The 25,860-nt window shown below is 72.6% G+C and carries 22 protein-coding genes; 7 read left to right on the top strand and 15 right to left on the bottom strand.

Annotated elements, in window-relative coordinates:
* Positions 1 to 5: 5 nt before the first annotated feature.
* The 5 genes from HNQ01_RS03345 to HNQ01_RS03325 form a co-directional block, all read right to left on the bottom strand.
* Positions 6 to 683 (bottom strand): amino acid ABC transporter permease, encoded by a 678-nt coding sequence (locus HNQ01_RS03345; protein WP_173803908.1) that lies wholly within the window; start codon positions 681 to 683, stop codon positions 6 to 8.
* 11 nt (positions 684 to 694) lie between these two features.
* The gene (locus HNQ01_RS03340; RefSeq protein WP_173803907.1) at positions 695 to 1,483 is read right to left on the bottom strand and encodes a transporter substrate-binding domain-containing protein; all 789 of its coding nucleotides are present in this window, start codon (positions 1,481 to 1,483) and stop codon (positions 695 to 697) included.
* Positions 1,484 to 1,679: 196 nt separating this feature from the next.
* Entirely contained in the window at positions 1,680 to 2,300 is a 621-nt protein-coding gene (locus HNQ01_RS03335; protein WP_173803906.1) for a LysE family translocator, read from the bottom strand.
* Between the two features lie 34 nt (positions 2,301 to 2,334).
* Positions 2,335 to 2,676, bottom strand: a complete 342-nt coding sequence (locus HNQ01_RS03330; protein WP_217427382.1) for an antibiotic biosynthesis monooxygenase family protein — start codon at positions 2,674 to 2,676, stop codon at positions 2,335 to 2,337.
* A gap of 2 nt (positions 2,677 to 2,678) precedes the next feature.
* Positions 2,679 to 3,314, bottom strand: coding sequence for an FMN-binding negative transcriptional regulator (locus HNQ01_RS03325; RefSeq protein ID WP_173803904.1), 636 nt, complete (start codon positions 3,312 to 3,314; stop codon positions 2,679 to 2,681).
* 80 nt (positions 3,315 to 3,394) lie between these two features.
* On the opposite strand from HNQ01_RS03325, the gene pdxR reads away from it, so the two are divergent.
* Entirely contained in the window at positions 3,395 to 4,864 is a 1,470-nt protein-coding gene (gene pdxR / locus HNQ01_RS03320; RefSeq protein ID WP_173803903.1) for a MocR-like pyridoxine biosynthesis transcription factor PdxR, read from the top strand.
* Here pdxR and HNQ01_RS03315 read toward each other — a convergent pair.
* Both HNQ01_RS03315 and HNQ01_RS03310 read right to left on the bottom strand, forming a co-directional pair.
* Entirely contained in the window at positions 4,852 to 6,141 is a 1,290-nt protein-coding gene (locus tag HNQ01_RS03315) for a PhnD/SsuA/transferrin family substrate-binding protein (protein WP_173803902.1), read from the bottom strand. The genes pdxR and HNQ01_RS03315 overlap by 13 nt on opposite strands.
* Positions 6,138 to 8,897: a SpoIIE family protein phosphatase gene (locus tag HNQ01_RS03310; RefSeq protein WP_173803901.1), complete on the bottom strand. Its 2,760-nt coding sequence runs from the start codon at positions 8,895 to 8,897 to the stop codon at positions 6,138 to 6,140. Before HNQ01_RS03310 ends, HNQ01_RS03315 begins: the two co-directional genes overlap by 4 nt.
* A 254-nt stretch (positions 8,898 to 9,151) precedes the next feature.
* Here HNQ01_RS03310 and HNQ01_RS03305 point away from each other — a divergent pair, with 254 nt between their 5' ends.
* Positions 9,152 to 9,979, top strand: coding sequence for a pseudouridine synthase (locus tag HNQ01_RS03305; protein WP_286180433.1), 828 nt, complete (start codon positions 9,152 to 9,154; stop codon positions 9,977 to 9,979).
* Here HNQ01_RS03305 and HNQ01_RS03300 read toward each other — a convergent pair.
* From HNQ01_RS03300 to HNQ01_RS03275, 6 genes are all read right to left on the bottom strand, one after another.
* A complete protein-coding gene (locus HNQ01_RS03300) occupies positions 9,951 to 10,868 on the bottom strand; it encodes a sugar phosphate isomerase/epimerase family protein (protein WP_173803900.1) in 918 nt (305 codons plus the stop codon). The two genes, HNQ01_RS03305 and HNQ01_RS03300, sit on opposite strands and share 29 nt — an antisense overlap.
* A gap of 11 nt (positions 10,869 to 10,879) precedes the next feature.
* The gene (locus HNQ01_RS03295; RefSeq protein WP_173803899.1) at positions 10,880 to 11,899 is read right to left on the bottom strand and encodes a Gfo/Idh/MocA family oxidoreductase; all 1,020 of its coding nucleotides are present in this window, start codon (positions 11,897 to 11,899) and stop codon (positions 10,880 to 10,882) included.
* Positions 11,900 to 12,078: 179 nt separating this feature from the next.
* Positions 12,079 to 13,203: an ABC transporter permease gene (locus HNQ01_RS03290; RefSeq protein WP_173803898.1), complete on the bottom strand. Its 1,125-nt coding sequence runs from the start codon at positions 13,201 to 13,203 to the stop codon at positions 12,079 to 12,081.
* A 46-nt stretch (positions 13,204 to 13,249) separates the two neighbouring features.
* Entirely contained in the window at positions 13,250 to 16,036 is a 2,787-nt protein-coding gene (gene rbbA, locus HNQ01_RS03285; RefSeq protein WP_353621627.1) for a ribosome-associated ATPase/putative transporter RbbA, read from the bottom strand.
* A complete protein-coding gene (locus HNQ01_RS03280; RefSeq protein WP_173803897.1) occupies positions 16,033 to 17,121 on the bottom strand; it encodes an HlyD family secretion protein in 1,089 nt (362 codons plus the stop codon). Before HNQ01_RS03280 ends, rbbA begins: the two co-directional genes overlap by 4 nt.
* On the bottom strand, positions 17,118 to 18,566 hold the full coding sequence (locus tag HNQ01_RS03275) for an efflux transporter outer membrane subunit (protein ID WP_173803896.1): 1,449 nt from the start codon (positions 18,564 to 18,566) through the stop codon (positions 17,118 to 17,120). Before HNQ01_RS03275 ends, HNQ01_RS03280 begins: the two co-directional genes overlap by 4 nt.
* Before the next feature lie 141 nt (positions 18,567 to 18,707).
* Here HNQ01_RS03275 and HNQ01_RS03270 point away from each other — a divergent pair, with 141 nt between their 5' ends.
* Together HNQ01_RS03270 and HNQ01_RS03265 are read left to right on the top strand one after the other, a co-directional pair.
* Positions 18,708 to 19,355, top strand: a complete 648-nt coding sequence (locus HNQ01_RS03270; protein ID WP_173803895.1) for a TetR/AcrR family transcriptional regulator — start codon at positions 18,708 to 18,710, stop codon at positions 19,353 to 19,355.
* Positions 19,356 to 19,511: 156 nt separating this feature from the next.
* Positions 19,512 to 20,387 carry a MurR/RpiR family transcriptional regulator gene (locus HNQ01_RS03265; protein WP_173803894.1) on the top strand — a complete coding sequence of 292 codons (876 nt, stop codon included), beginning with the start codon at positions 19,512 to 19,514 and terminating at the stop codon, positions 20,385 to 20,387.
* Here HNQ01_RS03265 and HNQ01_RS03260 read toward each other — a convergent pair.
* Complete coding sequence (locus HNQ01_RS03260; RefSeq protein WP_173803893.1) at positions 20,377 to 21,504, bottom strand: LacI family DNA-binding transcriptional regulator; 1,128 nt, start codon at positions 21,502 to 21,504, stop codon at positions 20,377 to 20,379. The genes HNQ01_RS03265 and HNQ01_RS03260 overlap by 11 nt on opposite strands.
* 19 nt (positions 21,505 to 21,523) lie before the next feature.
* Positions 21,524 to 22,363, bottom strand: coding sequence for a TIM barrel protein (locus HNQ01_RS03255; RefSeq protein WP_173803892.1), 840 nt, complete (start codon positions 22,361 to 22,363; stop codon positions 21,524 to 21,526).
* Positions 22,364 to 22,643: 280 nt separating this feature from the next.
* Here HNQ01_RS03255 and iolG point away from each other — a divergent pair, with 280 nt between their 5' ends.
* From iolG to HNQ01_RS03240, 3 genes are all read left to right on the top strand, one after another.
* Positions 22,644 to 23,639, top strand: coding sequence for an inositol 2-dehydrogenase (gene iolG / locus HNQ01_RS03250; protein WP_173803891.1), 996 nt, complete (start codon positions 22,644 to 22,646; stop codon positions 23,637 to 23,639).
* A gap of 31 nt (positions 23,640 to 23,670) precedes the next feature.
* Positions 23,671 to 24,711 (top strand): Gfo/Idh/MocA family oxidoreductase, encoded by a 1,041-nt coding sequence (locus tag HNQ01_RS03245; protein WP_173803890.1) that lies wholly within the window; start codon positions 23,671 to 23,673, stop codon positions 24,709 to 24,711.
* Between the two features lie 109 nt (positions 24,712 to 24,820).
* Positions 24,821 to 25,849, top strand: coding sequence for a Bug family tripartite tricarboxylate transporter substrate binding protein (locus HNQ01_RS03240; RefSeq protein WP_173803889.1), 1,029 nt, complete (start codon positions 24,821 to 24,823; stop codon positions 25,847 to 25,849).
* The last annotated feature ends 11 nt before the right edge of the window (positions 25,850 to 25,860 follow it).

Here is a 25,860-nt window from a genome sequence, read left to right as displayed (position 1 = left end):
GCGGCTCACCTCCCTGCGGCCGGACGGCGGCCGAAGATCCAGCGCGGACCGATCTCGTCGAGCAGCCGGCGCAGCAGCAGCGACAGCCCGAGGTAGATCGCCGCGCCGATCAGGAAGGCCTCGAAGGCGCGGAAGTTGCGGCTCTGGATCAGGTTGGCCTGGTAGCTCAGCTCGGCCGCGGCGATCTGGCCGCAGACCGACGAGCCCAGCATCACGATGATGATCTGCCCGACCAGCGCCGGCCAGACCCGGCCGAGCGCCGGCGGCAGCACCACCCGCAGGAAGACCTGGCGCTCGTCGAGTGCCAGGCTGCGCGCGGCCTCGATCTGGCCGCGCGGCGTCGCCTCCAGGCCGGCGCGCACGATCTCCGCGGCATAGGCGCCCAGGTTGACCGTCATCGCGATCAGCGCTGCCGTCTCTGGCGAGAGCTTCACGCCGGCCGCCGGCAGCCCGAAGAACACGAAGAAGAGCTGGACGATGAAGGGCGTGTTGCGCACCAGCTCCACATAGGCGACGACCGGCCAGCGCCAGGCCGCCGGCCCCCAGACGCGCATCCAGGCGCAGGCCACGCCCACGGCGGTGCCCAGCGCGGCCGAGAGCGCGGTCAGCGCCACCGTCAGCGCCGCGCCTCGCACCAGCAGCGGCCACTGCTCCAGCACCGCGGCGAAATCAAGCGAGATCATCGTGCTCGCCGTCACTGCGGCAGGTTGCCGGCCGGGCGTCCCAGCCAGCGCTTGGCCAGCCGGTCCAGCTCGCCCGAGCTGCGGGCCTCGGCGATGATCTCGTTGACGCGGCCGCGCAGCGCGTCCTCGCCCTTGGCCACGCCGATGAAGTTCGGCGAATCCTTCAGCACGAACTTGAACTCGGTGCCGAGCTGCGGGTTGCGTGCCATCAGGTTGCCCGCCACCGAGGCGCCGGTGGCGATCGCCACGACCTGGCCCGAGACGAAGGCCGAGACGGTGGCGTTGTTGTCCTCGAAGCGGCGGATCTCGCTGTCGGCTGGCGCGATGCGGCTGAGCTCGATGTCCTCGATGGCGCCACGGGTCACGCCCACCGTCTTGCCGGCCAGGTCGGCCGCGCTGCGGATCGTCACGCCCTTGGCGGCGAAGACCGCCTGGAAGAAGGGCGAGTAGGCCGCGGTGAAGTCGATCACCTTCTCGCGCTCCGGGTTCTTGCCCAGCGTCGAGATCACCAGGTCGACCTTGCGGGTCTGCAGATAGGGAATGCGGTTGGCGCTGGTCACCGGCATCAGCTCGACCTTGACGCCCAGCCTGGTCGCGATCAGCTGCGCCATGTCGATGTCCAGCCCCTGCGGCTTCAGGTCGGTGCCGACGAAGCCGTAGGGCGGAAAGTCGGTCGGGATGGCGATGGCGATCTGCTTGCGGCTGCCGATGTCGGCCAGCGCATCGGCCTGCGCCAGGCTGGAGAGGCCGAGACCGGCGAGCAGGACGGCGGCGACAAGGCCACGGCGGGAAGCGGACATGGAACGGATTCCTTCGTTGGGGCTGACAGAAACTGTATGCACTTTCGTATTCAGTGCAATGCGTGTGCCAGCCTTGCGGATTCGATCCGGACATGCCATCGGGCGCCAATGGCCCTCATCTGGTGCATTCGTGTCGAGCCGGGCACGACTCCGGTGCCTCGGGCACCGGTTTCCTGCAGGCACCTGATCCCTGAGCTCAGGCTTCGCGGCGAGCCAATGCCAGAAAGACACCCAGGCCCAGCATCGTCGTACCCGAGATCCGGCGCATCCATGTCTCGCGCGCGATTCGTGCCGGTCCGGAGCGCAGCAGCCTGTGCGTCATCAGGACGGCGAAGACATCCATGCTGGTGTTGAGCAGCACGCACACGCAGCCCAGCAGCACCAGCTGAGGCGCCAGCGGCTCGGCCGGCGTGGTGAATTGCGGCAGGAAAGCCAGAAAGAACAGCGCCGTCTTGACGTTGAGCGTCTCGACCGCGATGCCGTCGAGCAGCGCACGCCGTGCGCCTTGACGGGGCAAGGGCTGAAGCGGGTCCGAGGCGGTCGCATCGCGGCGAAGCATCTGCACACCCAGCCAGATCAGATAGGCCGCGCCGATCCATTTCAGGAGACCGAAGGCCAGGGCCGACTGCGCGATCAGCAGCGACAGGCCCAGTGCAGCGGCCGCCACATGGACCAGCCCGCCCAGCGCCGTGCCCAGCGATGAAGCCAGACCCTCGGCCCGCCCGCCCGAGGCGGTACGGGCAATGACATAGGCGAGACCGGGTCCGGGCGTGATGGCCAGCAGCACGGCGGCCAGCAGAAAGGGAACAAGAGACATGAGCAGGAAGCGTCGTGGATAGGATCAGATCGGATCAGTTCTGCCCCACCGGGCGAGAGCCCAGGGGATGCGCGAGGCGTCCGTCGCCCTGGCTGTGCAGCACCTGGGCGACGACGACGTGATAGCCCTTCAGCCAGCGGGCCTGGTCGCGCTTGGCCGCCAGATGCTGCGGATGCCGCATCAGGGTCTGCAGCGACTCCAGACTGTCCCAGTAGTAGACGTTGGAGAGCTGGCCGGTCGCGGGGTTCTCCCAGGTTTCCTCGCCAAGGTAGCCAGGCAGGGCCCGAGCGGCATCGGCGATGGCCTGGTCGAGTGAATGGAAGGTGTCGTCGTAGTCGCCGGGGGCGAAGGTGAACGTCGCGGTGTAGAGCGGCATGGTCATGCTGTCGGGCTGTCGGGGTTGCGCATGGCGGCGGCCAGCTCGGTCTGGCCACGGCGCTCGAGCCAGTCGGCCGCGCCGAGGCGGTCGCGCGGCTCGCGGTTCTGGCCGAGCTTTCGCTTGCCTTCGAGCGCGGTCACGATGATCTCGATGCCGACCACCGCGCTCAGCATGGCCGCGAGAAAGTCGGGGGGGGCTTCGCCCATCTTCCAGGGCACCGGCTCGGCGGCCTCGTGCCGGCGCGTCAGCCGCGCCAGCAGGCCGCGCACGAAGCGCTCGTCGTCATGCACCGTCAGCACACCGCGCGCATGGACCACCTCGTAGTTCCAGGTCGGCACCTGGCGGTGGGTCTCGGCCTTGCTCGGGTAGCTGCCGGGCGAGATGTAGCTTTCGGCGCCGCGAAAGACCACCAGCACCGGCGTGCCGTCCGGGCAGCGCTGCCACAGCGGATTGGCGCGTGCGACATGCGCCAGCAGCCGCAGCGGCCGATCCGGGTGCGCATCGAGCTCGAAGGGCAGGTGGTCGGCCTCCAGACCGTCCGGTCCGGGCGTGACCAGCATGCCCAGCGGGTGCGTGCGCATGAGGTGGTGCAGGGTTTCGGGCCGCGTCTCGGCGAAGTGGGGCGGGAGGTACATGGCCCCACTGTCGCGCATCGACCGGCACAATCACAAGAGCCAGTTTCCAGACTTTCTTCCAGACCAGTTGAGCCGTGGCCATGAATTCTTCCCTCGCACGCCGCATCGAGGCGATGCTGCGCGCGCAGATCGCCGATGGCAGCCTGCCGCCCGGAGCCCGGCTGCCCTCCACCCGTGCGCTGGCGGCGGAGCTGGGCGTGTCGCGCACCACGGTGACCACGGTCTACGAGCAGCTCGCCGCCGAAGGCTGCATCGACACCTCGCCCGGGCGGGCTGCGCGGGTGACGGCGGGACTGCAGGTCGGCCAGGCCGGGCAGACCCGTGCCGAACCTCGCCCGGCGGACCGCGCCGCCCCCCGGCTGTCCGCGCTCGGCCACCGCCTGGCCGCGATGCCGATGCCGGCACTGCCCACCGTGGCGCAGTCCGAATGCATCGACTTTCTCTACGGTGCGATCGCGGCGGCCGATCATCCCGCCCGGCTCTGGCTCCAGGCCTGCCAGGCCGAGCTGCGCCAGCCGCAGCAGCGGCTCTACTACGACCCGCCGCAGGGCGACCCGGCCCTGCGCCAGGCGCTGCAAGGCCATCTGCGCCGCGCCCGCGGGCTGGACTGCGATGCCGAGCGCATCCTGATCGTGCACGGATCGCAGCAGGCGATCGACCTGTGCGCGCGTGTTCTGCTCGACGGCGGCGACCGTTTCGTCATCGAGGATCCGGCGTATCTGATGGCGCGACGCTGCTTCGAGCTCACCGGCGCACACGCGCTGCCGGTACCGGTCGATGCCCACGGGCTGATGACCGATCGGCTGCCCGAGGGAGCTGCGCCCGTCCGGCTGGCCTATGTGACGCCCTCGCACCAGTTCCCGCTGGGCGGCGTGCTGCCGCTGGCCCGGCGCCAGGCGCTGCTGCACTGGGCCGCCCAGCAGCAGGCCTGGATCATCGAGGACGACTATGACGGCGAGTTCCGCTACGGCCAGCGCCCGATCGACGCGCTGCAGGCGATGGACACCGAGGGCCGGGTGATCCATGTGGGCACCTTCTCGAAGACGCTGTCGCCGCAGCTTCGGCTGGGCTACATGGTGCTGCCGCCGGCGCTGGTGGCGGTGTTCGTGCAGGCCAAGCGGCTGTGCGACCGGCATGCACCACGGCTCGAGCAGCGGGTGCTGGCCCGGCTGATCGACAGCGGCGCCTACGAGCGTCATGTGCGCCGCCAGCGCCGCCGCCACGAGCGTCGCCGTGCCGCGCTGCTGGAAGCAGTCGCACGCCATCTGGGTACACGCGCCCGGGTGGCGGGCGATGCGGCCGGCCTGCATGTGGTGCTGTGGCTGCCCGGCCTGCCGGCGGCGTGCGAGCCGACCCTGATCGCCGCCGCCCGGGCCCGGCGGCTGATCGTGCATCCGGTCTCGCCGCTGCATGCCACGCCGCAGGAGGGCGGCCGGCCGAGCGAGCGCCCGGCCGGGCTGGTGCTCGGCTACGCCAGTCTGGAGGCCGCGCAGATCGACGAGGGCCTGCGTCGGCTGGCCGACGCGCTTGCCGCCCTTCAGCCCGCGTAGCGCCGGTACAGCATCAGCAGCATCTCCACCTCCTCGGGCGCCGGCACGTCCCAGCCGTTCATGCCGAGGTCCTGCAGCGCCTGGCGGCCCTTGTCGTGCTGGGGCAGGCCGGTCAGGGCCTCGCGCAGCGGCTGCACCAGCGCCTGGCAGGACGGGTGCAGCAGCAGCAGGTGCGAGGCCACCCGCGTCTCGCTGCGCTCGAGCACCCGGGTGCCGGCGCGCGCCAGCGCCGACAGCCGCTCGTGGCCGCGGCTCGACATGAACAGCAGCTCGGCCTGACCCGACAGCAGCATCTTCAGCGCGGCGATCTCGCTGCCGGCGAAACGGCGCGGCAGGCCGGCGGAGTCCAGCCCGCACTCGTCGCAGAAGAAGCGTCCGAGCACGAAGACGAAGCTGCGCTCCAGCGCCGTCGCCACCTGCGCGCCGGCGAAGTCGGCCAGCGCGGCGCGGGCGTCGTCATGGCGCACGATCAGGCTGACCTCGTCGCAGTCGTCCTGCGGCCGCGCCACCGGCAGGTAGCCGTGCTGCTGCATCAGCGCGCAGGCGTCGAAGGGCCGGGCGAAGACCAGCGCCGGTGCGTGGGCACGCGTGCGGCCGGCCGCGGCGCCGTCCTCGAAGTCCTCGACCGACAGCGACACCGTGCGCCCGAGCGTGCGCTGCAGCAGCGTGTTGAGGTAGTACCAGCCGGTGAGCTGCTGGCTGTTCTGCTGGCTGACGACGAAGTCGAGCCGATCGCCCGGCGGCGGCGCCGCGGCGATGGCCGGCGCGGGCGTGCCCGCGGAAGGTGCGGGGGGAGCCGCGGGCGTGGTCTCGGGCGTCGGCGCGGCCGCGCCCGGGCGCACGATGCGGCGCATCTGCGGCGGTCCGGCCGGTCGGGCGGCGACCGGACGCACGCCCGGCGGCATCGCGCCCGCGGCCGGTGCGCTGGCCGCGGCCACCACCGCCGCCGCGCCGTCCGGCCCGGCGAAGTAGCGCATCAGCCCGGTCATCTTGAACAGCATGCTCAGCGTGCGGTTCAGGCTGCGCGCCTCCAGCAGCAGGCCCTGGCCGCGCCAGTGCTCGAGCAGTCGCAGCAGCTGCGCCAGACCCATCGAGTTGATGCGCGCCACCGCGGCGAAGTCCAGCACCACATGGCGGCTGGCGGGCGGCTGGCGGTGCAGCGGCTCGAAGGCGGCCGCCGCGCTCACGTCGATCTCGCCGCTCAGGCGCAGCAGCGTGGTGCGGGTGGCCTCGTCGCGGGTCGCGTCGATGTGCAGCGTCGTCGGGGAATCGGTCATGCGGTGCTGGAGCCCGGCAGCTCGCCGAGCTCGTGGTGGTACAGGAACTGGAAGCCGGCGTCGCGCTCGGGGTCGGGCGGCTGCTGCAGCGACCACAGCAGCGTGATCTGGGTGAGGCGCTGCGGCTGCACCCGGACCTGCATGTAGTCGCTCATGCGCCACATCAGGTAGAGGCCGGCCCCGCCGACGCCGGCCTCCAGCCCCTGCTGGCCGGCGTTCAGGGCCAGCCGGCGCAGGAAGATCGACGGCGTGAAGGTGCCCCAGCGGTCGCTCATCGACAGGCCCAGGCGGCCGCCGTCGCGGCGCAGCTGCAGCCGCAGGCCCTCCTGAGGCTGCACCTCGCGTACCTCGCCCTTGTGGTGCAGCTTGCCGCCGGTGGCATCGACCGGCGCACCGTACAGGCCGTTCTCGATCAGCTCGTCGCTCATCAGCACGACGATGTCGCGCAGGCCCTCGGGCAGGTCCGGCTGGGTGTCGAGCCAGTCGGCCAGGCCGGCCATCGCGCGGGCCTTGTCGCTGCTGTGCTCGAAGGTCCAGACCGCCTCGTCGACGGGCGCGGCGATCCAGCGCGCCAGGTCGTCGACGCCGTCGAGATGGTGCTGGTCGAGCAGCGCCTGCCAGCCCAGCTCGCGCAGGAAGGGCTGGTCGTCGGGCAGCACGCGGCGGATGCCGGCCTCGCACAGCGCCGGCAGCATCGGCAGCAGCGCACCCGAGGCATGGGTGGCGACGACGCGCTGGCGCGCCACCGGCGCCGGCAGGCCGCCGGCCTCGACCACCGCCGCCGCCTCGACCTGCAGCAGATCGCGCGCCGCGGCCAGCCGTCCGGGCAGGGCGGGCGCGCCCTCGACCCGGGCCATGTGGGTCACGCACATCGCGGTGACATCGTCGTCGAAGCCCTCGCGGCCGGCATGCGCGGCCAGCGCGCCGAACACCCGGTCGAGCAGCGTGTCGGCGGCCGCGGCGGCATGGTCGTAGAGCAGGTTCTCCAGCCCCTCGTGGCCGAAGGCGCGGCGCTGGCCGTCCTCCTGCTCGACCAGGCCGTCGGTGTAGAGGAAGAGGCGGTCGCCGGGCTGGATGTCGAAGGCGATCGAGGCATAGGCCGGCTCGCGCACCCGGCCCAGCGGCAGGCCCTCGACCTCGATCATGCCCCAGCCCTGCTCGGCGTCGAGCCAGTAGTAGGGGAAGGCGTGGCCGGCGTTGGCGATGCGCAGCCGCCCGGTGCGGGCGTCGAGGCTGCAGCACAGCAGGGTCATGAACATGCTGTCGTGGCTGGAGGCCAGCAGCGCCTCGTTCAGGTGCTCGAGCATCGCCGCCGGGTCGGTCTCGCCCTGGCTGGCGAGCTGGTGCACCGCCATCTTCGCGGCGCTGACCAGCGTGCCCGAGGCCACGCCGTGGCCGCTGACGTCGCCGATCAGGAAGATCGCATGGCGGCCGTCGACCGCGTAGTGGTCGTAGTAGTCGCCGCCGACCTCGGTCGAGGTGGTCAGCCGCGCCAGGCCCTGCAGGCCGGGCAGCTCGATCTCCGGCGGCGGCAGCATCGCGCGCTGCAGCACCGCCGCATGCGCGACCTCCTGGCGCAGCCGGCTGCCCAGCGCCTCGGTGCGCTCGAGCGCCTGCTGCAGCTCCTGCTCGGCCTGCTTGCGCTGGGTGATGTCGACGCCGGTGGCCAGGTGCAGCAGCGTGCGGCCGCTGGCCGGGTCGCGCAGCTCGGCGTTCGACCACTCGACCGTCAGCGTGCGGCCGTCGCGGGTGCGCAGCGGCGTCTCGGTGCGGCCCCGGCCGGCCCCGCCCAGGAAGAGCTTCTCCATCGCCGGATCGGCCGCCATGTCCGGCGGCAGGAAGGTCGACAGGAAGTCGCGGCCCTGCACCTCGGCCTCGGCATGGCCGGTGACCTTCTGGCTGTGCTGGTTGAACAGCGCGATGCGCCCGGCGCTGTCCAGGCCGATGATCAGCGCCTGCGAGGTGTCGACCACCCGGTCGCTGAACTGCTGCTGGCGCACCAGCCGCTCGGTGGCGCGGCGCACCCGGTCGACCAGCGGGCGGTAGATCAGCGCGGCCTCCAGCAGCAGGGCCAGCAGCGTCACGCCGTAGACGATGCGCTCATAGAGAATGGCGCGGGCCACCTCGGCCTCGCTCTCCTTCTCGTACTGCTGCACCGCCTGGTTCAGCGTGGCCAGCAGCGGGCCGGAGGCCGCGGCGGTGATCGCGCGCAGCTCGGGCGGCACCGCGCCGGGCTCCTGGTCGATGCGGCGCATCAGCGCGCGCAGCTGCTCGACATAGTCGCGCACCTGGCGGTCCAGGTGCTGCGGCTCGCCGAAATAGAGCGTGTTCATCGTCGCCGACATCGTCGCCGGCAGGCCCAGCGCGGCGCTGCCGCGGGTCAGGCCCTCGTGCGAGCTCAGCAGCAGGCCGGCCACCCGGTCGAGCTCGGTGCGCAGCGTGCGCCGCTCGGCCTCGTCGCGGCTGGCCACCAGCCGGGTGGCGAACAGCGCCGCGCGCTGCGACAGCATGCGCTGGCGGCCGCTGATGTTGACGATGGTCGCCGCGCTGCGGTTGATGCTCAGCACGTCGTGCAGGATCAGGAAGGTCGCGGTCGCCAGGATCGCGATCAGCACCAGGCCGGTGATCGAGCGCAGCCAGATGCCGCGGGTGAGCTGCGCGACATTGCGGTCGGCGATCGCGGTGGCCGCGGCATCGGGGGCGGTGGCGCCGCGGTCGGGTGGAGCGGAGGCGGCGTCGGAGGGTAGGGCGGCCATGGACAGGTCGTTGCGGCGGGAATCGGACCGGCCGCGTGGCCGGCGAAGCGTCGAGCTGCGGGTCGCGCGCTCGATCCCTGTGCAGCAACGGCCATGCCAGCGGCTTTCCTTCGTGCATGTCGGCCTGGCTTCGTGATTGATTTCACAAATCAAGAGCGCAATCCTGGTGCCATGCCTCAAAGGGCGTCACGGGCACCGCCCTGGTGCGTGGCGGGCGCCGATCGGGTACCGCTCGGGTGCGCGATGATCGGCGCATGAACGACGACGACCCGACGACCGATGCGCCGCCGATGCCGGTGTCTCTGCCGGTGCTCTGGCAGGACGAGCACCTGATCGCCATCCACAAGCCGGCGGGCTGGCTGGTGCACCGCACCGGGCTGGACGCCGGCGAGACCCGCTTCGTGGTGCAGACGCTGCGCGACCAGCTCGGCGGCGCGCATGTGCATCCGGTGCACCGCCTCGACAAGGGCACCTGCGGCGTGCTGCTGCTGGCCCGGCACCCGGAAGCCGCGCGCCGCCTCGGTCAGGCCTTCATGGCCACCGGCGAGGTGCGCAAGCGCTACCTGGCGCTGGTGCGCGGCTGGGCACCCGCCGAGGCCTGGGTCGACCACGCGCTGCGCCCGGACGATGCGCCGCCCGACGCGCCGGCCCAGCCCGCGCAGACCCGGCTGCGCCGGCTGGCCAGCTTCGAGCGCCTGGAGTCGAGCGACGGGCGATTTCCCACGACGCGGGTGTCGCTGGTCGAGGCCGAGCCGCTGACCGGTCGGCGCCACCAGATCCGCCGCCACCTCAAGCACCTGGCGCACCCGATCATCGGCGATGCCACCCACGGCAAGGGCCCGCTGAACCGCTGGTGGGCCGAGCGCCTGGGCCGGCAGCGCCTGTGGCTGCACGCGCAGGCGCTGGAGCTGGTGCATCCCTTCACGCACGAGCCGCTGCGGCTGCACAGCGGGCTGGCGTGGCAGGCGCAGGCGGGGGCCTTCGCGGTGTCTGCCGGCGCACCGGCCGACACCTTCGGCGATCTGGCCGGCTGGTGCCGGCTGCCGGAGCGGCTCAGCGTGCGCCGAAGTGCCGCTGGATGAGCTGGTCGATGCCCTGGCGCATCATCTGGCTCGACGCCTTCGCGCGCTCTTCCCACGCGAACACGCAGGCCGAGACCAGCCCGTCGAAGCCGATGTCGGCCATCGCCTTGAACAGGCCGTCGAAGTCGACCTCGCCCTGGCCGATGTCGAGGTGCTGGTGCACCCGCACCTGGCTCGAGCCCGGCGGGTTGACGATGTAGCGCAGCTGGCTGCTCCTGGTGTGGTCGAAGGTGTCGGCCACGCGCACATGGGCCAGCAGGTCGCCGGCCTCGCGCACCATCGCGCCGATGTCGCGGCCGTAGTAGAAGGTGTGCGGCGCGATGAAGCTGAGCTTCAGCGCCTTCGAGCCGATGTTGCGCACGATGTCGCAGGCCGGCTGGTACTGCTCGATCCAGTCCTCGGGGTGCGGCTCGACGCTGAGGGTCACGCCTTCGCGCTCGAGGATGGGCAGCAGCTCGTCCATCGAGCGGAACCAGGCCGCCTCGCAGGCTTCCTTGGTGTTGAGGTTGGTGGCCAGGCCGTTGCGCTCGGCCACCGTGCGCTCGGGCGAGGCGCCGCGGCCGAACTCGCTGACCATCAGCCGGCAGTCCATCTCGACCGCCACTTCAATGGCCTTCTTCCAGCAGCGCACCGCCCACTGGCGCTCGTCCTCGAAGGGGCTGGCCCAGCGGTACATCGGCTGCAGCGAGCCCAGGGACACGCCCGCCGAGCGCATCGCGGCCTTGAACTCGCTCATGCGCGGCTTCGTCGCGCGCGGCATCACCCACCAGTCGAGGAAGTCGCTGCGCGGCGACAGCTCGATCTGGTCGTAGCCGAGCTCGGCCACCGCCGCGGGCAGCTCGGCCAGCGACAGGTGGCGGATCATGTAGGGGTCGAGGGCGATCTTCATGGTGGACACCCTCAGCCCTGGCGCGCGTAGAAGGCCGGGCGCTCGGGCAGCGCGATCGGCAGGATCTGCTTCGTCCTGCGGGCCTCGATGCAGGCCTCGGCGGTGACGCTGGCGACATAGCCGTCCCAGGCGTCCGGGCCGGCGACCTCGCCACGCACGGTGGCGTCGATCCAGTCCTGCAGCTCGACGTCGTAGCTCTCGATGAAGCGCAGCTTCCAGTCCATCAGGATGCCGGTGCCCTGGCGCGCGTTCGAGCGCAGCGGCACGCTCATCGGCTCGGGCAGGCTGGCCACGCCGGTCTCGCCGACGACATGGCACTGGATGTCGTAGCCGAAGCGGCAGGCGACGAAGATCTCGGTGTCGATGCGCACGCCCTGGCGGGTCTCCAGCAGCACGGTGATCGGGTCGTGCAGGCCGGCGTGGGCGTTGCGGGTCTTGCGGCCCTCGATGACCTGCACCGAGACGTAGTCGTCGTTCAGCAGCCAGCGGAAGACGTCGATCTCGTGGATGAAGGTGTCGGTGATGCTCATGTCGCCGACGTACATCTCCGGTACGGCCGGGTTGCGGTGGGCGGCGTGCACCAGCAGCGCGTCGCCGACGGTGCCGGCGTCCAGCGTCTGTTTGAGGGCGCGGTAGCCGGCGTCATAGCGGCGCATGAAGCCGACCTGCACCAGCTTGCGTCCGGCCTGGACCTCGGCGTCGACGATGCGGCGCGCGCCCTCGGCGGTGACCGCCAGCGGCTTCTCGCAGAAGACCGGCTTGCCGGCCTTGATGCAGGCCAGCACCTGCTCCTCGTGCGCCGGGCCCCAGGAGGCCACGACCAGCGCGTCCACGTCCGGCGCGTCGATGACGGCCTGATCGCTGTCGAGCACGCGGGCCTTGATGCCCGACATCTCCGAGAACTGCGTCGCCGCGGCGACGTCGATGTCGTTGATGGCGACGACCTGGGCGCCGCCCAGCTTGAAGTGCAGACGACGGGCGTGTTCCTGGCCGATGCCGCCGCAGCCGATGATGCCGATACGCAGGGTCATGATGTCTCCTTGGGGGGTGCTTCGGTGGATGAAGCGTGGGCGCCCAGCATCGCCAGAATGGAAATGGATTTCCATTCCAGCGTGGACCAGATCTGGTCACTCCGGTCGCGGCTGCTGCTTCAGTCCTTCCGGTGCACCCCGCACCCTGCATCGGGCGGCCCTCGGGCCGCCGCGCCGGCTCAGCCCATCTGCCCCAGCGTGCGCCGGAAGCGCGACAGCGAGAAGGCGAACAGCGCGCTGCCGATCGCCAGCAGGGCCAGCGCCTGCGGCCAGATCACCTCCAGGCCGGCGCCGCGGTAGAGCACGGCCTGTGCGGCGGCGACGAAGTGCGTGGTCGGCGCGGCCAGCATCAGCTGCTGCACCGCCTGCGGCATGCTCTCGCGCGGCGTCACTCCGCCCGAGAGCAGCTGCAGCGGCAGCAGCACCAGCACCAGCAGCAGCGCGAACTGCGGCATCGAGCGCGCCAGCGTCGCCAGGAAGATGCCCATCGAGGTGGTGGCGAACAGGTGCAGCGCCACCAGCGCGAGGAACAGCGCGACCGAGCCCTGCACCGGCACCTGCAGCGCGATCTGCACCACGCCCGCCAGCGAGCCCAGCGCCGCCAGCAGCACCACCAGGCCCATCGACCAGACCTTGCCGAGCATGATCTCGGCCGGGCTGACCGGCATGACCAGCAGGTGCTCGATCGTGCCGTGCTCGCGCTCGCGGATCAGCGCCGCGCCGGTCAGGATCAGCGACAGCAGCGTGACGTTGTTGATGATCTCCATCAGCGCGCCGAACCAGGCCTGCTCCAGGTTCGGATTGAAGCGCATGCGCAGGTCCAGCCCGACCGGCAGCCGCGTCACGCCCTCGTCGCGCCGCACGAAGCCGGCGATCTCGGTGGCGAGGATGCGCTGGATCTGCACGTTGCCGGTGAAGGCCTGGCTCATGCGGGTCGCGTCGATGGAGAGCTGGATCGTCGGGCTGCGGCCGGCCAGCACGTCGCGCTGCAGGCCCGGGGGCAGGTCGAGCACGAAGGTGCTCTCGCCGCGGTCCATGCGCGCGTCCGCCTCGGCCGGGTCGATCAGCGCCGGCACCGTGAACCAGGGCGGCCGGAAGGCCGAGACGATGCGCGCCGACAGCGCCGAGCTGTCCTCGTCGACCACCGCGATCGCGGCGTGGTGCAGCGTCTCGGGCATCGCGGTGGCGGCGACGTAGATCGACACGGTGAAGGTGTAGAGGATCAGCACGATCATCATCGGATCGCGCGCCAGGCTCCACAGCTCCTTGATGCCGAGGCGGCGGATGTTCGACAGCGAGGCCATCGGGACTGTCTCCGTGAACGGGGCCGGACGCGGCGCGGGCCGCGTCTCAGCGCTCCTGCTTGGGCAGGCACCACAGGGCCAGCCCGAGAATGACCGGCACCGCCAGCGCCATCGCCTGGAAGGACGAGGCCAGCGCCGGCAGGTCCAGCGCCTTGGCGAAGACGCCGCGGCTGATCGTCAGGAAATGCGAGGCCGGATAGACCTGCCCGACCAGCGCGCCCACGCCGTCGAGCGAGGACACCGGGTCGATCAGGCCGGCGAACTTGATGCACGGGATCAGCGTGCCGATCACCGTCACGAAGACCGCCGCGACCTGGCTGCGCGTCAGCGCCGAGGCCAGCAGGCCGATGCCGGTCGAGCCCAGCACGCACACCAGCGCGCCCAGCGTCAGCGTCGCCAGGCTGCCCTTGAGCGGCACGCCGAAGGCGGTGACCGCCAGCGCGACCATCAGCGCGAAGTTCACCATCGCCAGCAGCACGTAGGGCAGCTGCTTGCCCAGCAGGAACTCGCTGCGCCGCACCGGGGTGACGTACAGGTTCAGGATCGAGCCGAGCTCCTTCTCGCGCACCACCGACAGTGCCGTCAGCATCGCCGGGAACAGCATCAGCAGCAGCGGGATCACCGCCGGCACCATCGCCGGCAGGCTGCGCACGTCCGGGTTGTAGCGGTAGCGGGTCTCGATGACGGCCGGCGCGGCCGGACTCTGCCCGGTGCGCTCGCGCACGATCTCGGCCAGCCAGCCCTGGTGCATCGCCTGAAGGTAGCCGCTGGCGGTCTCGGCGCGCAGAGGCATCGCGCCGTCGACCCAGGCGCCGATCTCGACCGCGCGGCCGCGCTCGAGGTCGCGGCCGAAGCCCGGCGGGATCTCGACCGCGACGGCGAGCTCGCCGCTGCGCAGGCGCCGGTCCATCTCCGCATGGTCCGCGATCGCCGGCTGCTCGACGAAATAGCGCGAGCCCGCCAGCCGGGTCGCGTAGTCGCGGCTCAGCACCGTCTGGTCGCGGTCGAGCACCGCGAAGCGCAGGTGGTCGACGTCCAGGCTGATGCCGTAGCCGATCACGAACAGCAGCAGCGCCGAGCCCAGCAGCGCAAGCGCGGCGCGCACTGGATCGCGCTGCAGCTCCAGCGCCTCGCGCAGCGCGTAGCTCCAGGCCCGCGCCAGGCTGAAGCGCGACGGCCGGGGCGCGGGCGGCGGGGCGGCCTGCGCAGACGGTCCCGGCGCGGCGGGCGGCGCGGGCTCGAGCACGGTCGTTTCCGCGGCGTCGCCGGCGGCCTCGCGCAGGCAGCCGATGAAGGCCTGCTCGAGCGTGTCGGCGCCGCGTGCGTGCACCAGCGCCTGCGGCGCGTCGGTCACCAGCACGCGCCCGGCGTGCATCAGCGAGATGCGGTCGCAGCGCTCGGCCTCGTTCATGAAGTGCGTCGAGATGAAGATCGTCACCCGGTCGCGCCGCGACAGCTCGATCAGCAGCTCCCAGAAGCGGTCGCGCGCGACCGGATCGACGCCGGAGGTCGGCTCGTCGAGGATCAGCAGCTCGGGCCGGTGCACCATCGCCACCGCCAGCGACATGCGCTGGCGCATGCCCAGCGGCAGCTGCTCGGGCAGCTGGTCGAGCACCTCGTCGAGCCCGAAGCGCGCGGCCATCTCGGCCACCCGCGCCGGCACCTCGGCCGCGGGCAGGTGGAAGAGCTGCGCGTGCAGCACCAGGTTCTGGCGCACCGTCAGCTCGCCGTACAGCGAGAAGGCCTGCGACATGTAGCCCACGCGCCGGCGCACCGCCAGGTCGTCCGCCTCGGTCGGGCGGCCGAACAGCCGGCACTGGCCGGCCGTCGGCGGCAGCAGCCCGGTGAGCATCTTCATCGTCGTGGACTTGCCGCAGCCGTTCGAGCCGAGAAAGCCGAAGATCTCGCCGCGGCGGATGCGCAGGTCGATGCGGTCGACCGCGACGAAGTCGCCGAAGCGCATCGTCAGGCCCTCGGCCTCGATGGCGATTGCGGCTCCGGCGTCGTCGTCCTGGAGCGGCGTGACCTGCACCTCGCGGTGGCCGCGCCGGCGCTCCTCGGGCAGCAGCGCGATGAAGGCCGCCTCCAGGCTGGTGCAGCCGGTGCGCCCGAGCAGGCCGGCGGGCGTGTCGGCGGCCAGCACCCGGCCGGCGTCCATCGCCACCAGCCAGTCGAAGCGGCCGGCCTCGTCCATGTAGGCGGTGGCCACCAGCACGCTCAGCGGCTGGCCCTGGCGGCCGCGCTCGGCGCGGATGCGGTCGATCAGGTCCCAGAACTGGCTGCGCGAGAGCGGATCGACGCCGGTGGTCGGCTCGTCGAGGATCAGCAGGTCCGGATCGTGGATCAGCGCGCAGCACAGCCCGAGCTTCTGCTTCATGCCGCCGGAGAGCTTGCCGGCCGGGCGGTCGAGGAAAGGCTTCAGGCCGGTGCTGGCGGTCAGCGCGTCGATGCGCCGGCGCCGCTCGGCGCGGTCATGGCCGAACAGGCGGCCGAAGAACTGCAGGTTCTCCTCGACCGACAGCGTCGGGTAGAGGTTGCGGCCCAGGCCCTGCGGCATGTAGGCGATGCGCGGGCAGACCGCGTCGCGGTGCCCGGCCCGGCCGATGTCGCCGCCGAGCACCTCGACCCGGCCCTGCTGCATCGCGCGTGCGCCGGCCGCCAGCGACAGCAGGCTGGACTTGCCCACGCCGTCCGGCCCGATCAGGCCGACCATGCGGCCGGCGGGCAGGTCCAGCGTCAGCGCGTCGAGCGCCCGCACCGCGCCGTGGCGCAGCGTGACCTGCTCGAGGCGCACGACCGGGGCCGGCCCGCGGGTGCGGTCGGCCGCAGTCACTGCGGCACCTTCACCGCCAGGGTCGCCGGCCAGCTCGCGCCGGGGTCGCTGCGCACCCAGGCCACGCCGGGCAGGCCGGTCTTGACCTGCGCGAGGTGGCGCTCGAGCAGCGCGCGGTCGAGCCGGGCCTTGACCCGGAACATCATCTTCTGGCGCTCGTCGGCGGTCTCGACCGTCTTCGGCGTGAACTGCGCGGTGCTGGCGACATAGGAGACGGTCGCCGGCAGCACGTACTGCGGCGCGGCGTCGAGCACCAGGCGCACCTCGCTGCCGATCGCCAGCCGCCCGGCCACCGCCTCCGGCACGAAGAAGGTCATGTGCACGTCGGACAGGTCGACCAGGCTGAGCACCCGGCCGCCGGCGCCGAGCACCTCGCCCGGCTCGGCGATGCGGTACTGCACCCGGCCGGCGCGCGGCGCCACCAGCGAGGCATCGGCGATCTCGCTGTCGATGCGCGCCAGCGTCGCGGCCGCGGCCGCGGCGGTCGCCCGCGCGCCCTCGACCTGGGTGCGCGCGGCGCCGATCGCCGCGACCGCGGCCTCGTCCTGGGCGCGTGCCGCGGCCAGCGCGGCGCGCGCGCTGCGCACCCGGGCGCGGTCGTCGTCGAGCTCCTGCTCGGCCGAGGCGCCGTCGCGCGCCAGCGCCTCCGAGCGCGCCAGCCGGCGCGCGCTGGCGTCGACGTCGCTCTCGCGCTGGCTGACCAGCGCCTGCACCGCGCGCCGGTCGCTCTCGCGCAGCGTGACCTGGGCCAGCGCGGTGTCGATCGCGCTGGCGGCCTGGCGCTGGCGCGCCAGCGCCTCGTCGCGCTGCGCCTGCAGCGACTGCACGTCCATGTGCCCCAGCACCTGGCCGGCGCCGACGCTGTCGCCCTCGTCGACCAGCAGGTCGCGCACCCGTCCGGGCAGCTTGGTCGCGACGTCGATGTCGGCGGCCTCGATGCGGCCGTTGCCGCGCATCAGGCCCGGCGGCAGCGTGTCGCGATGCATCGCCTGCCAGGTCCAGTAGCCGCCGCCGGCCAGCGCGCCGGCGGCCAGCAGCGCCGCGACGGCGCGCACGATCGTCCTGTTCGTGTTCGACACGGTCATTCTCCTCGGGAATCTCGGGGGGCGGCGGGGCCGGCGGTGTCCTGGCGGGGCACGCCGCCGCCGAGCGCGGCGTACAGCGCCACCTCGCTGGAGGCCAGCGCGCGGCGCAGCTGCACCTCCTGCTGCTCGGCGGCGAGCAGGTCGCGCTGCGCGTCGAGCAGCTCGAGCGAGGTGGTCGCGCCGACGTCGAGCCGCCGCTCCGACAGCCGGGTGCGCTCGCGCTGGATGCGCACCGCGTCGCGCGCCAGCGCGAGCTGCTCGCCCAGCCAGTGCCGCGTCGACAGCGCGTCGCTGACCTCGCGGAAGGCGTTCTGCACCGCCTTCTCGTAGGCGGCGACCGCCTCGTCGCGGCGGGCCTCGGCCAGCGTCAGGCTGTTGCGCCGGCGCTGGCCGTCGAACAGCGGCAGCGTCAGCGAGGGCATGAAGGCCCAGCCGCCGGCGCTGGCGCCGAGCAGACGCGACAGGTCGGTGCTGGCGGTGCCGGCCAGCGCCGTCAGCGAGATGCTCGGGAAGAAGGCCGCGCGCGCCGCGCCGATCTGGGCCTGCGCCGCGCGCAGGCGGTGCTCGGCCGCGAGCAGGTCCGGCCGGCGCAGAAGCAGCTCCGAGGGCAGCCCGGCACGCGGCGCGGATCCGAGCTGCAGCGGCGCCTCGGGCGTGTCGCTGGCGGCCGGCTCGGTCTCGCCGGTCAGCAGCCGCATCGCGTGCGCCTGCTGCGCGCGCGCCTGCTCGAGCTGGGCGGCGAGCACCTCGGCCTGGTTCAGCAGCGTATCGACCTGGGTCAGGCTCAGCCGCGAGGCCGCACCGACCTCGACCCGGCGCGCGACGATGCGCCGGCTCTCGGCGCGGCTGGCGACGGTGCGCCGCGCCAGCCGCAGGCGCTCGTCGAGCTCCTGCAGCAGCAGGTGCGTCTGCGCCACCTGCGCGATCAGCGACAGCGTCGCGGCCTGCCGGACCTCGACGCTGGCGAAGTACTGCTGCAGCGCCGCCTCCTCGAGGCTGGCCATGCGGCCCCAGAAGTCGAGCTCCCAGCTCGCGATGCCCAGGCCGGCCTGGTACTGCGTGCCGTAGCTGGTGTGCCGGGTCAGGCTCAGGTCGGCCGGCACGCGCTCGCGCATGCCGCCGGCCCCGAGGCCGACGGCCGGCAGTGGCTCGCCGCGGCGGATGCCGTAGGCCGCGCGGGCCTCGGCGACCTGCAGCATCGCGCCGCGCAGGTCGCGGTTGAAGGCCAGCGCCTGGCGGATGCGCGCCTGCAGCCGGGCATCGGTGAAGAAGGCCGGCCAGTCGTCGCCGACCGCGGGGCCGGCCGGCTCGGAGGGCGCCGCGTCGAAATGCGCCGGCAGGGCCGGATCCGGCGTCGCGGGCGGCGGCGCCAGCGAGGTGCAGCCGGCCAGCAGCATCGCCAGCCCGGCGGCCGGTGCGAGGCGGGGAAAAGGGATCAGGGTCATGCGTCGAGCGTCACGGGGGCCTGCGATGCGAGCATCATCGGCTCACCCGGCGGTGGACAGCCTTGATGCAGCGCAACATACCGACTGACCAGTCGGTATGTAGTGGCGCCCGACAGGCGGCACGACTCGCCGAGACACGACATGGAGACGGACTTGACGACCCTGGAGAAAGTGCGCACCCGGCAGCGGCTCAGCCCGGACGAGCGCATTCCGCAGATCCTCGACGCCGCGCTGGCGGAGTTCACCCGCTGCGGCTTCGCTGCCGCGCGCATGGACGACATCGCCGCGCGCTGCGGCCTGTCCAAGGGCGGCCTCTACGCGCATTTCGGCGCGAAGGAGGCGCTGTTCGACGCGCTGATGCAGCGCGAGCTCGTGCCGCCGGACCTGGCGCCGCTGCACGCGCTGGCGCAGCGTGGCGAGTCGGGCGAGGCCGACCGGCTCGCCGAGGCGCTGGTCGACGAGCTGCACCGGCAGCTGATGCGGCCGTCGGTCGTCGCGGTGCTGCGCCTGCTGGTGGCCGAGCGCGAGCGGGTGCCGCAGAGGGTGGCGCAGTGGCACCAGGCGCTGGTGCGGCCCTGGCTGGAGCTGCTGGGCGAGCTGCTGGCCAGCCTGGCCGGTCCGGATCACCTGCTCGGCCGCGAGCCCTGGCTGGCGATCGCGCCGGCGGTGCACCTGCTGACGGCCCAGCTGGTGCTGGGCGAGCAGGCGCCGCAGGCGCTCGCGCAGGCACGGCAGGCCCATGTGGACATGCTGCGCGGGCTGCTGAGCGCGCCGGCGCGTGCAGCCTGACGTCAGCTGCGGCGGGCATGCTCGCTCCGGGATCGGCCTGATGTCGAAAACCGTTTCCATAATGGCGATACGCGGGAAATCCTTGTTCCTGACTCGGCGAGAATCCCGCACGATGGCCAGGCCATGCCCCGTCCCACTTCCGCCCCGACACCGACGATGACCTCCACGCCCCCGATGCCGACCGACGTGGCCGCCTTCCTGCACCGCATCACCGCCGAGTACGAGAACCTCAGCCGCCAGCTCAAGCTGATCGCGCGCCATGTCGAGGCGCACCGCGACCACCTGGGGCTCGAAGGCATCCAGGATGTGGCGGCGCAGTGCGGGGTGCAGCCCTCGGCGGTGGTGCGCTTCGCCAAGCACTTCGGCTTCAGCGGCTTCACCGAGATGCAGCGGCTCTTCCGCCAGGGCCTGTCGGAGCAGATCGCGCCCAGCCGCAACTACAGCCGCCGGCTGCGCGACGTCATCGAGTCCGGCTCGGGCAGCCTGAGCGAGGCGGAGATCGCGCACGAGTTCCTGCGCGGCAGCATCGCCGGCATGCAGGAGCTGCAGCAGTCGCTCGACGAGGAGGCCTTCTCGCGTGCGGTCGACCTGATGGTGCAGGCCGACGCGATCTGGATCGCGGGCTCGCGGCGCTCCTTCCCGGCGGCGGTCTACCTCGACTACGCGCTGCAGCACACCGACAAGCGCATCGGCCTGGTCACCGCGCTGGGCAGCATGCACGAGGGCCAGATGCGCTCGGTGCGCCCGGGCGACGTGATGATCGCGATCTCCTATGCGCCCTACGCCGAGGAGACGGTGCAGGTGGCGCAGCGGGCCGTCGAGCGCGGCGCGCGGCTGATCGCCATCACCGACAGCCGCATGAGCCCGCTGGCGCGCGAGGCCGCCGCGACGCTGCTGGTGCAGGACAGCGCCACCTTCGGCTTCCGCTCGCTGACCGCGACGATGGGCCTGGCGCAGAGCCTGTTCGTCGCGCTGGCCTTCCGGCTGGAGCTGTCCTACCGGCCGACGACGGCGCCGGGCGTCAGCGCCTGAGCCGCTCGACCGGCGCCTTCAGCGGCGCGTCCAGGTAGGAGCCCTCGCCGGGCAGGTTCTCCGGGCCGAACAGGCGGAACTCGTTGGGCGCACCGGGCCCGGGCTGCTCGACATGGCCGGTGGCGTGCAGCAGGTGGTGCAGGCTGGCGGCGACCTGGCCGTCCGGGTCCTGGTCGATCACCAGATCCATCAGCCCCAGGCGCAGCAGCGGGCGGTGCTCGTCGCTGAGCTCGTGGCCGATCCAGACCGGGCGCTCAGGGGGCGTGAGCTGGCGCAGCACCCGCGCCAGCCCGTCGGAGCCGGCGCCGCTGTGGTAAAGCCCGACCAGCGGCACGCCATCGCGGCGCGCGTCCTGCAGCGCCGCCTCCAGCGCGATGCGTGCCAGCGCGGGATCGTCGCCGCACTCCACCGGCGCCAGCGCCTGCAGCTGTGGCTGGCGCTCGGCCAGCGCCTGCTGGCAGCCGCGCACCCGCTCGGCGTGGGCGCGGAAGTCCAGCCGGTGGGTCAGGATCAGCACCCGCCCGGGCAGGCGCCGCGCCAGGCGGGCCAGGAAATGCCCGGCGGTGCGCCCGGCCGCGACATTGTCGATGCCGGCATAGCGCACGCCCTCGAGGGCGCCGATGCCGCTCATCAGCGCCACCACCGGCACGCCGCGCGCGAGCTGCTGCTGCAGCGCCACGCGCACCGCCGGGCTGTCGCGCAGCGCCACGATCAGGCCGTCGCGCCGGTGCGCGCTGCCGGCCAGCAGCTCCAGCACCCGGCGCTCGTCGTCGCCGTCGACGACGTGGCGGTGGATGAGGATGCGCGGATCGAGCATCTGCTGGATGCGCTGCAGCGCCAGGTCCAGCCGGTGCGCGTAGGGCGTGGTGCTGCGCGCCATCACCACGTCGAAGCGGGTCAGGCCGTGGCGCGGGTCGGGCAGCACCCGCGGCACGCCGAGCTGGCGCGCCGCAGCGATGACGCGCGCGCGCGTCTCGGGCGAGACGCTGCCGCGCTCGTTGAGCACGCGGTTGACGGTGGTCTCGCTGACGCCGGCGGCCGCGGCGATCTCGACGAAGCGCGCGCTGCGCTTGCGCCGTGGCGCCACCGGGGCGGGAAAGGGGAGGGGCACGCTCATCCCGCCTTCATGCCACGACTCAGGCCTGCGCGGCAAGCGCGGCGACGCCCTCGCGCAGGTGCGCCATGCTGGCGGCCAGCTGGGCCTCGATGTCGGTGGCGGCGGCGACCGACTCGGCGAAGGGCTCGAAGGAGACGAAGCCGGTGTAGCCCAGGTCGAGCAGGCGGCGCAGCTGCGGCAGGTTGCCCAGGCGGTCGTCCTGGCCGACCAGCACGCGGTGGCCGTCGCGCATCTGGTTCACGCCCAGGCCCGCGTCCTCGACGCCGGAGACATGCACCAGGCCGGTGTACTCGGGATAGAAGGCGTCCTCGCCGGCCAGGTGGTGGTGGAAGGTGTCGTGCACCAGCAGGAAGGTGCCGTCATGGCCGACTTCCTCGATGGCGCGCACCGCCACCGACTTGTGGCGCAGCGAGCATTCCTCGAAGCCCAGCGGCTCGACCAGGCCGACCAGGCCGTGCGCCTGCAGGATCGGGCGCAGGCCGCGCAGCGCGGCGACCAGATCGGCGTAGCGCTCCTCGGTGCTGCGGCGGTCGTCCAGGCTGTTGAGCGGGCACATCACCAGCGCTTCGGCGCCGCAGGCCTGGGCGTAGCGGGCCAGCTCGGTGGCCTGGGCGGCGTGCTCGGCGTTGAAGACGTCGAAGGGGTAGAGCGCGTTGATCGAGCGGATCGTCAGGCCGTGCGCCCGGGCGATGGCGCCGACGTCGCTGGCGGGCATGCCGTCGCGCAGCTCGACGCCCGGCAGGTCGTTGCGGATCTCGATGGCGCTCACGCCCAGGCGGCGCGACATCGCGGCGAACTCGGCCAGGCCCAGGCGCGGCGCGCTGATGCGGTTGATGGCGAAGTGGATCGGGGTGCTCATGGACAGTCTCCTTGCGTCGTGAAGGGCGGCCGGGGCGGGCCGGGGATCGGCGTGACGGAACGGACTCTAGAAGCCGCGATCGCCGCGCGGGGCCGCTGCATTGACCGGAAATGGTCAGAGCAACGAACACGAAACACTTTTCCAGTGGAAAACACCAATGAAAATTCATTTTCATTGTCGAGGGTTCGCCGCTATAGTCACCCGCAACGCACGCGGCCCCGAGCCATCCGCCACGGCGACCCGCCTTGCCCCACCCCGTTCCGCCCCCGGAGATCCATCCATGAAGAACGTCGCCGTCTTCGGCGCCGGCCGCATCGGCCGCATTCACGCCGGCAACCTCGCCCGTCTGCCGGGCGTGAACCTCAAGTACGTCTGCGATCCGTTCGGCGACAGCGCCGCGCAGCTCGCGCAGCAGCTCGGCGCGCAGGTCGCCACGATGGACGACGCGCTGCTCGACAAGTCGATCGACGCGGTCGTCATCGGCTCGCCGACCACGACCCACTCGGACCTGATCACCCGCGCGGCCGCCGCCGGCAAGCACATCTTCTGCGAGAAGCCGGTCGACCTGTCGGTGCCGCGCGCCGTCGAGTGCGGCGAGAAGGTCCGCGCCGCCGGCGTGGCCTGCATGATCGGCTTCCAGCGCCGCTTCGATCCGACCTTCAACGAGGTGCGCAGCCGCATCGACGCCGGCCAGATCGGCAACCCCGAGATGCTGGTCATCACCAGCCGCGACCCGGGCGCGCCGCCGGTCGAGTACATCAAGGCCTCGGGCGGCATCTTCCGCGACATGCTGATCCACGACTTCGACGTGTTCCGCTGGATTCTCTGTGGCGACGGCGACGAGGCCGAGTGGCTGAGCGCCACCGGCTCGGTGCTGACCGACCCGGCCGTCGGCGAGGCCGGCGACTTCGACTCGACCGCCGTGACGATCCGCACGAAGCAGGGCCGCCTGTGCCAGATCAACACGACGCGCCGCGCCGCCTACGGCTACGACCAGCGCTTCGAGGTGCTGGGCTCCGCCGGCATGCTGCAGGCCGGCAACCACGCCCCGAGCGAAGTGCGCCAGTGGGACGCGAATGGCATCAAGGCCGACAAGCCGGAAGCCTTCTTCCTGCAGCGCTATGCCGCCGCCTACCGCCTGGAGATCGAGCACTTCTTCGAGTGCCTGCAGACCGGCGCCGCCTTCCGCACCACGGTGCATGACGGCGTGAAGGCGCAGATCCTGGCCGACGCCGCCGCCGAGAGCGCCAGGAGCGGCCAGCCGGTCAAGCTCTGATCCCCACGGACGCCCCCTGGAGCGCACACCGATGAGCACCCCCGCATCCGCAGCCAGGCTGCGCGTCGGCATCGCCGGCCTGGGCCGGCTGGGCCGCCGCCACGCCGAGGCGCTGGCCTTCTCGACCCGCCATGTCGAGCTGGTGGCCGCCTGCAGCCCGGTCGCCGCCGAGCTGGAGCTGGCCGCCGCCGAGTTCGGCATCGCGCCCGAGCACCTGCATGCCGACTTCGAGGCCTTCGTCAACGACCCCGGCATCGACGCGGTCGTGCTGGTCACGCCCACCTCGCTGCACGCCGACCAGACCATCGCCGCCCTGCGCGCCGGCAAGCATGTCTTCGTCGAGAAGCCGCTGGCCCTGAACGTCGAGGACTGCGAGCGCGTGCTGGCGGTCGCCGCCGAGCACCCGCAGCAGGTCGCGATGGTCGGCTTCGTGCGCCGCTTCGATCCGAGCTACCGCCGGGCCGCCGAGGACATCGAGGCGGGCCGCATCGGTCGTCCCTTCCTGGTGCGCTCGCAGACCTGCGACCAGAACGATCCGCAGGGCTTCTTCGTGCGCTTCGCGCCGACCTCGGGCGGCATCTTCATGGACTGCAGCGTCCATGACATCGACCTGGCGCGCTGGATGCTGGGCCGGCCGAAGGCGCTGCGGGCCTTCGCCAGCGGCACCATCGCGCTGCACCCGGGTCTGGCCGACTGCGGCGACGTCGACAACGGCCTGGCCATCGTCGAGTTCGAGGGCGGCGCCCGCGCCGTCTTCTACGCCAGCCGCACGCTGCCGCACGGCCACGAGACCACCACCGAGGTGATCGGCACCGAGGGCACGCTGCAGGTCGGCTTCGGCGCGGCGCGCGACCGCATCGAGCGCCGCAGCGCCGTCGGCGTGCACCACGACGTGCTGCCCGACTTCTTCGAGCGCTTCCGCGAGGCCTTCGCGCACGAGATGGTCGACTTCGTGGCGGCCTGCCGTGGAGACAAGGCGCTGACGCTCACGCTGTCGGACGCGCTGGAGGCCACCCGCATCGGCCTGGCGATCACCCGCTCGCTGCGCAGCGGCCTGCCCGAAGCGGTCTGACGCGCCTCCGGCCTGGATCGCCCTCCTTGCGGCGTGTCCCCCGGATGGTCGAATCGGTCCCCTCCGGTTCGCACTAGCATCGGCAGCCTGTCCTGCCGGAGCCCTGTGCGTGCGCCGTCGTCCCTGCCTGAAGCTGCTTGCGCTGTCGCTGCTGTCGCCCCTGGCGACGGGGCCGGTGCGCGCGCAGCCCCAGGGCAGCGAGGCGGCCTGGCCCGAGCGCGGGTCGCTGCGCCTGGTCGTTCCCTTTCCCGTCGGCGGGGCCAGCGACCGCATCGGCCGGCGTGCTGCCCGGATGCTGGCTCAGGAGATCGGCCAGGGCATCGACGTCGAGAACATCGGCGGGGCGGGCGGCGCGGTCGGCGTCGCGCAGGCGCTGCGCCAGCCGGCCGACGGCTACACCCTGATCCTCGGCGGGATCGGCCAGAACGCTGTGGTGCATGCGCTGCCCCCGGCGGCGCCCTACGACTCGCGCCAGGACCTGATCGCGCTGGGGCTGCTGCATGTCGGTGCCAACGTGCTGCTGGTGCGTGCGGACTCGCCGCTGCGGCGCCTGCGCGATCTGGTCGCCGAGGCCCGGCGCCGGCCCGGACAGCTGCAGTACGCCTACACGCCCGCCTCCTCGGGGCACATGGCGATGGAGCTGCTGCGGCGCGAGGCGGCGGGCTGCGGTCCGGTGCCGCCGGCCTGCCTGCCGCTGCCGATCACCGGCCTGCCCTACCGCGGCGGCGGCCGGCTGCTGCAGGACCTGGTCGACGGGCGGGTGTCGCTGCTGTTCGTCAACCTCGACACCGCGCTGGCCGATCTGCGTGCCGGCCGCGTGCGTGCGCTGGCGGTCAGCAGCGCGCGGCGCCACCCACTGCTGCCCGAGGTGCCGACGCTGGCCGAGAGCGGTCTGCCCGGCTTCGAGGTGCTGAGCTGGTCCGGCCTGATGGTGGCGCGCGGCACGCCGGCGCCGATCGTCGAGCGGCTGGAGGCGGCGCTGCGCCGGGTGATGGCCTCGACCGAGATGCAGCGCGCGATGCAGGCCGAGGGCCTGACGCTGCCACCGGCCGGCGCCGAGGCGCACGCGCAGCTGATGGCGCGCGAGATCGTGCGCTGGCAGAAGCTGGTGCGCGATGCAGGCATCATGCCGGACTGAGACACGCACGG

It is taken from the genome of Sphaerotilus uruguayifluvii, assembly GCF_013294065.1.
Classification (GTDB): domain Bacteria; phylum Pseudomonadota; class Gammaproteobacteria; order Burkholderiales; family Burkholderiaceae_C; genus Sphaerotilus; species Sphaerotilus uruguayifluvii.
The sequence above is the reverse complement of the archived record's forward strand: the minus strand, read 5'-3'. Positions and strand labels throughout refer to the sequence as shown.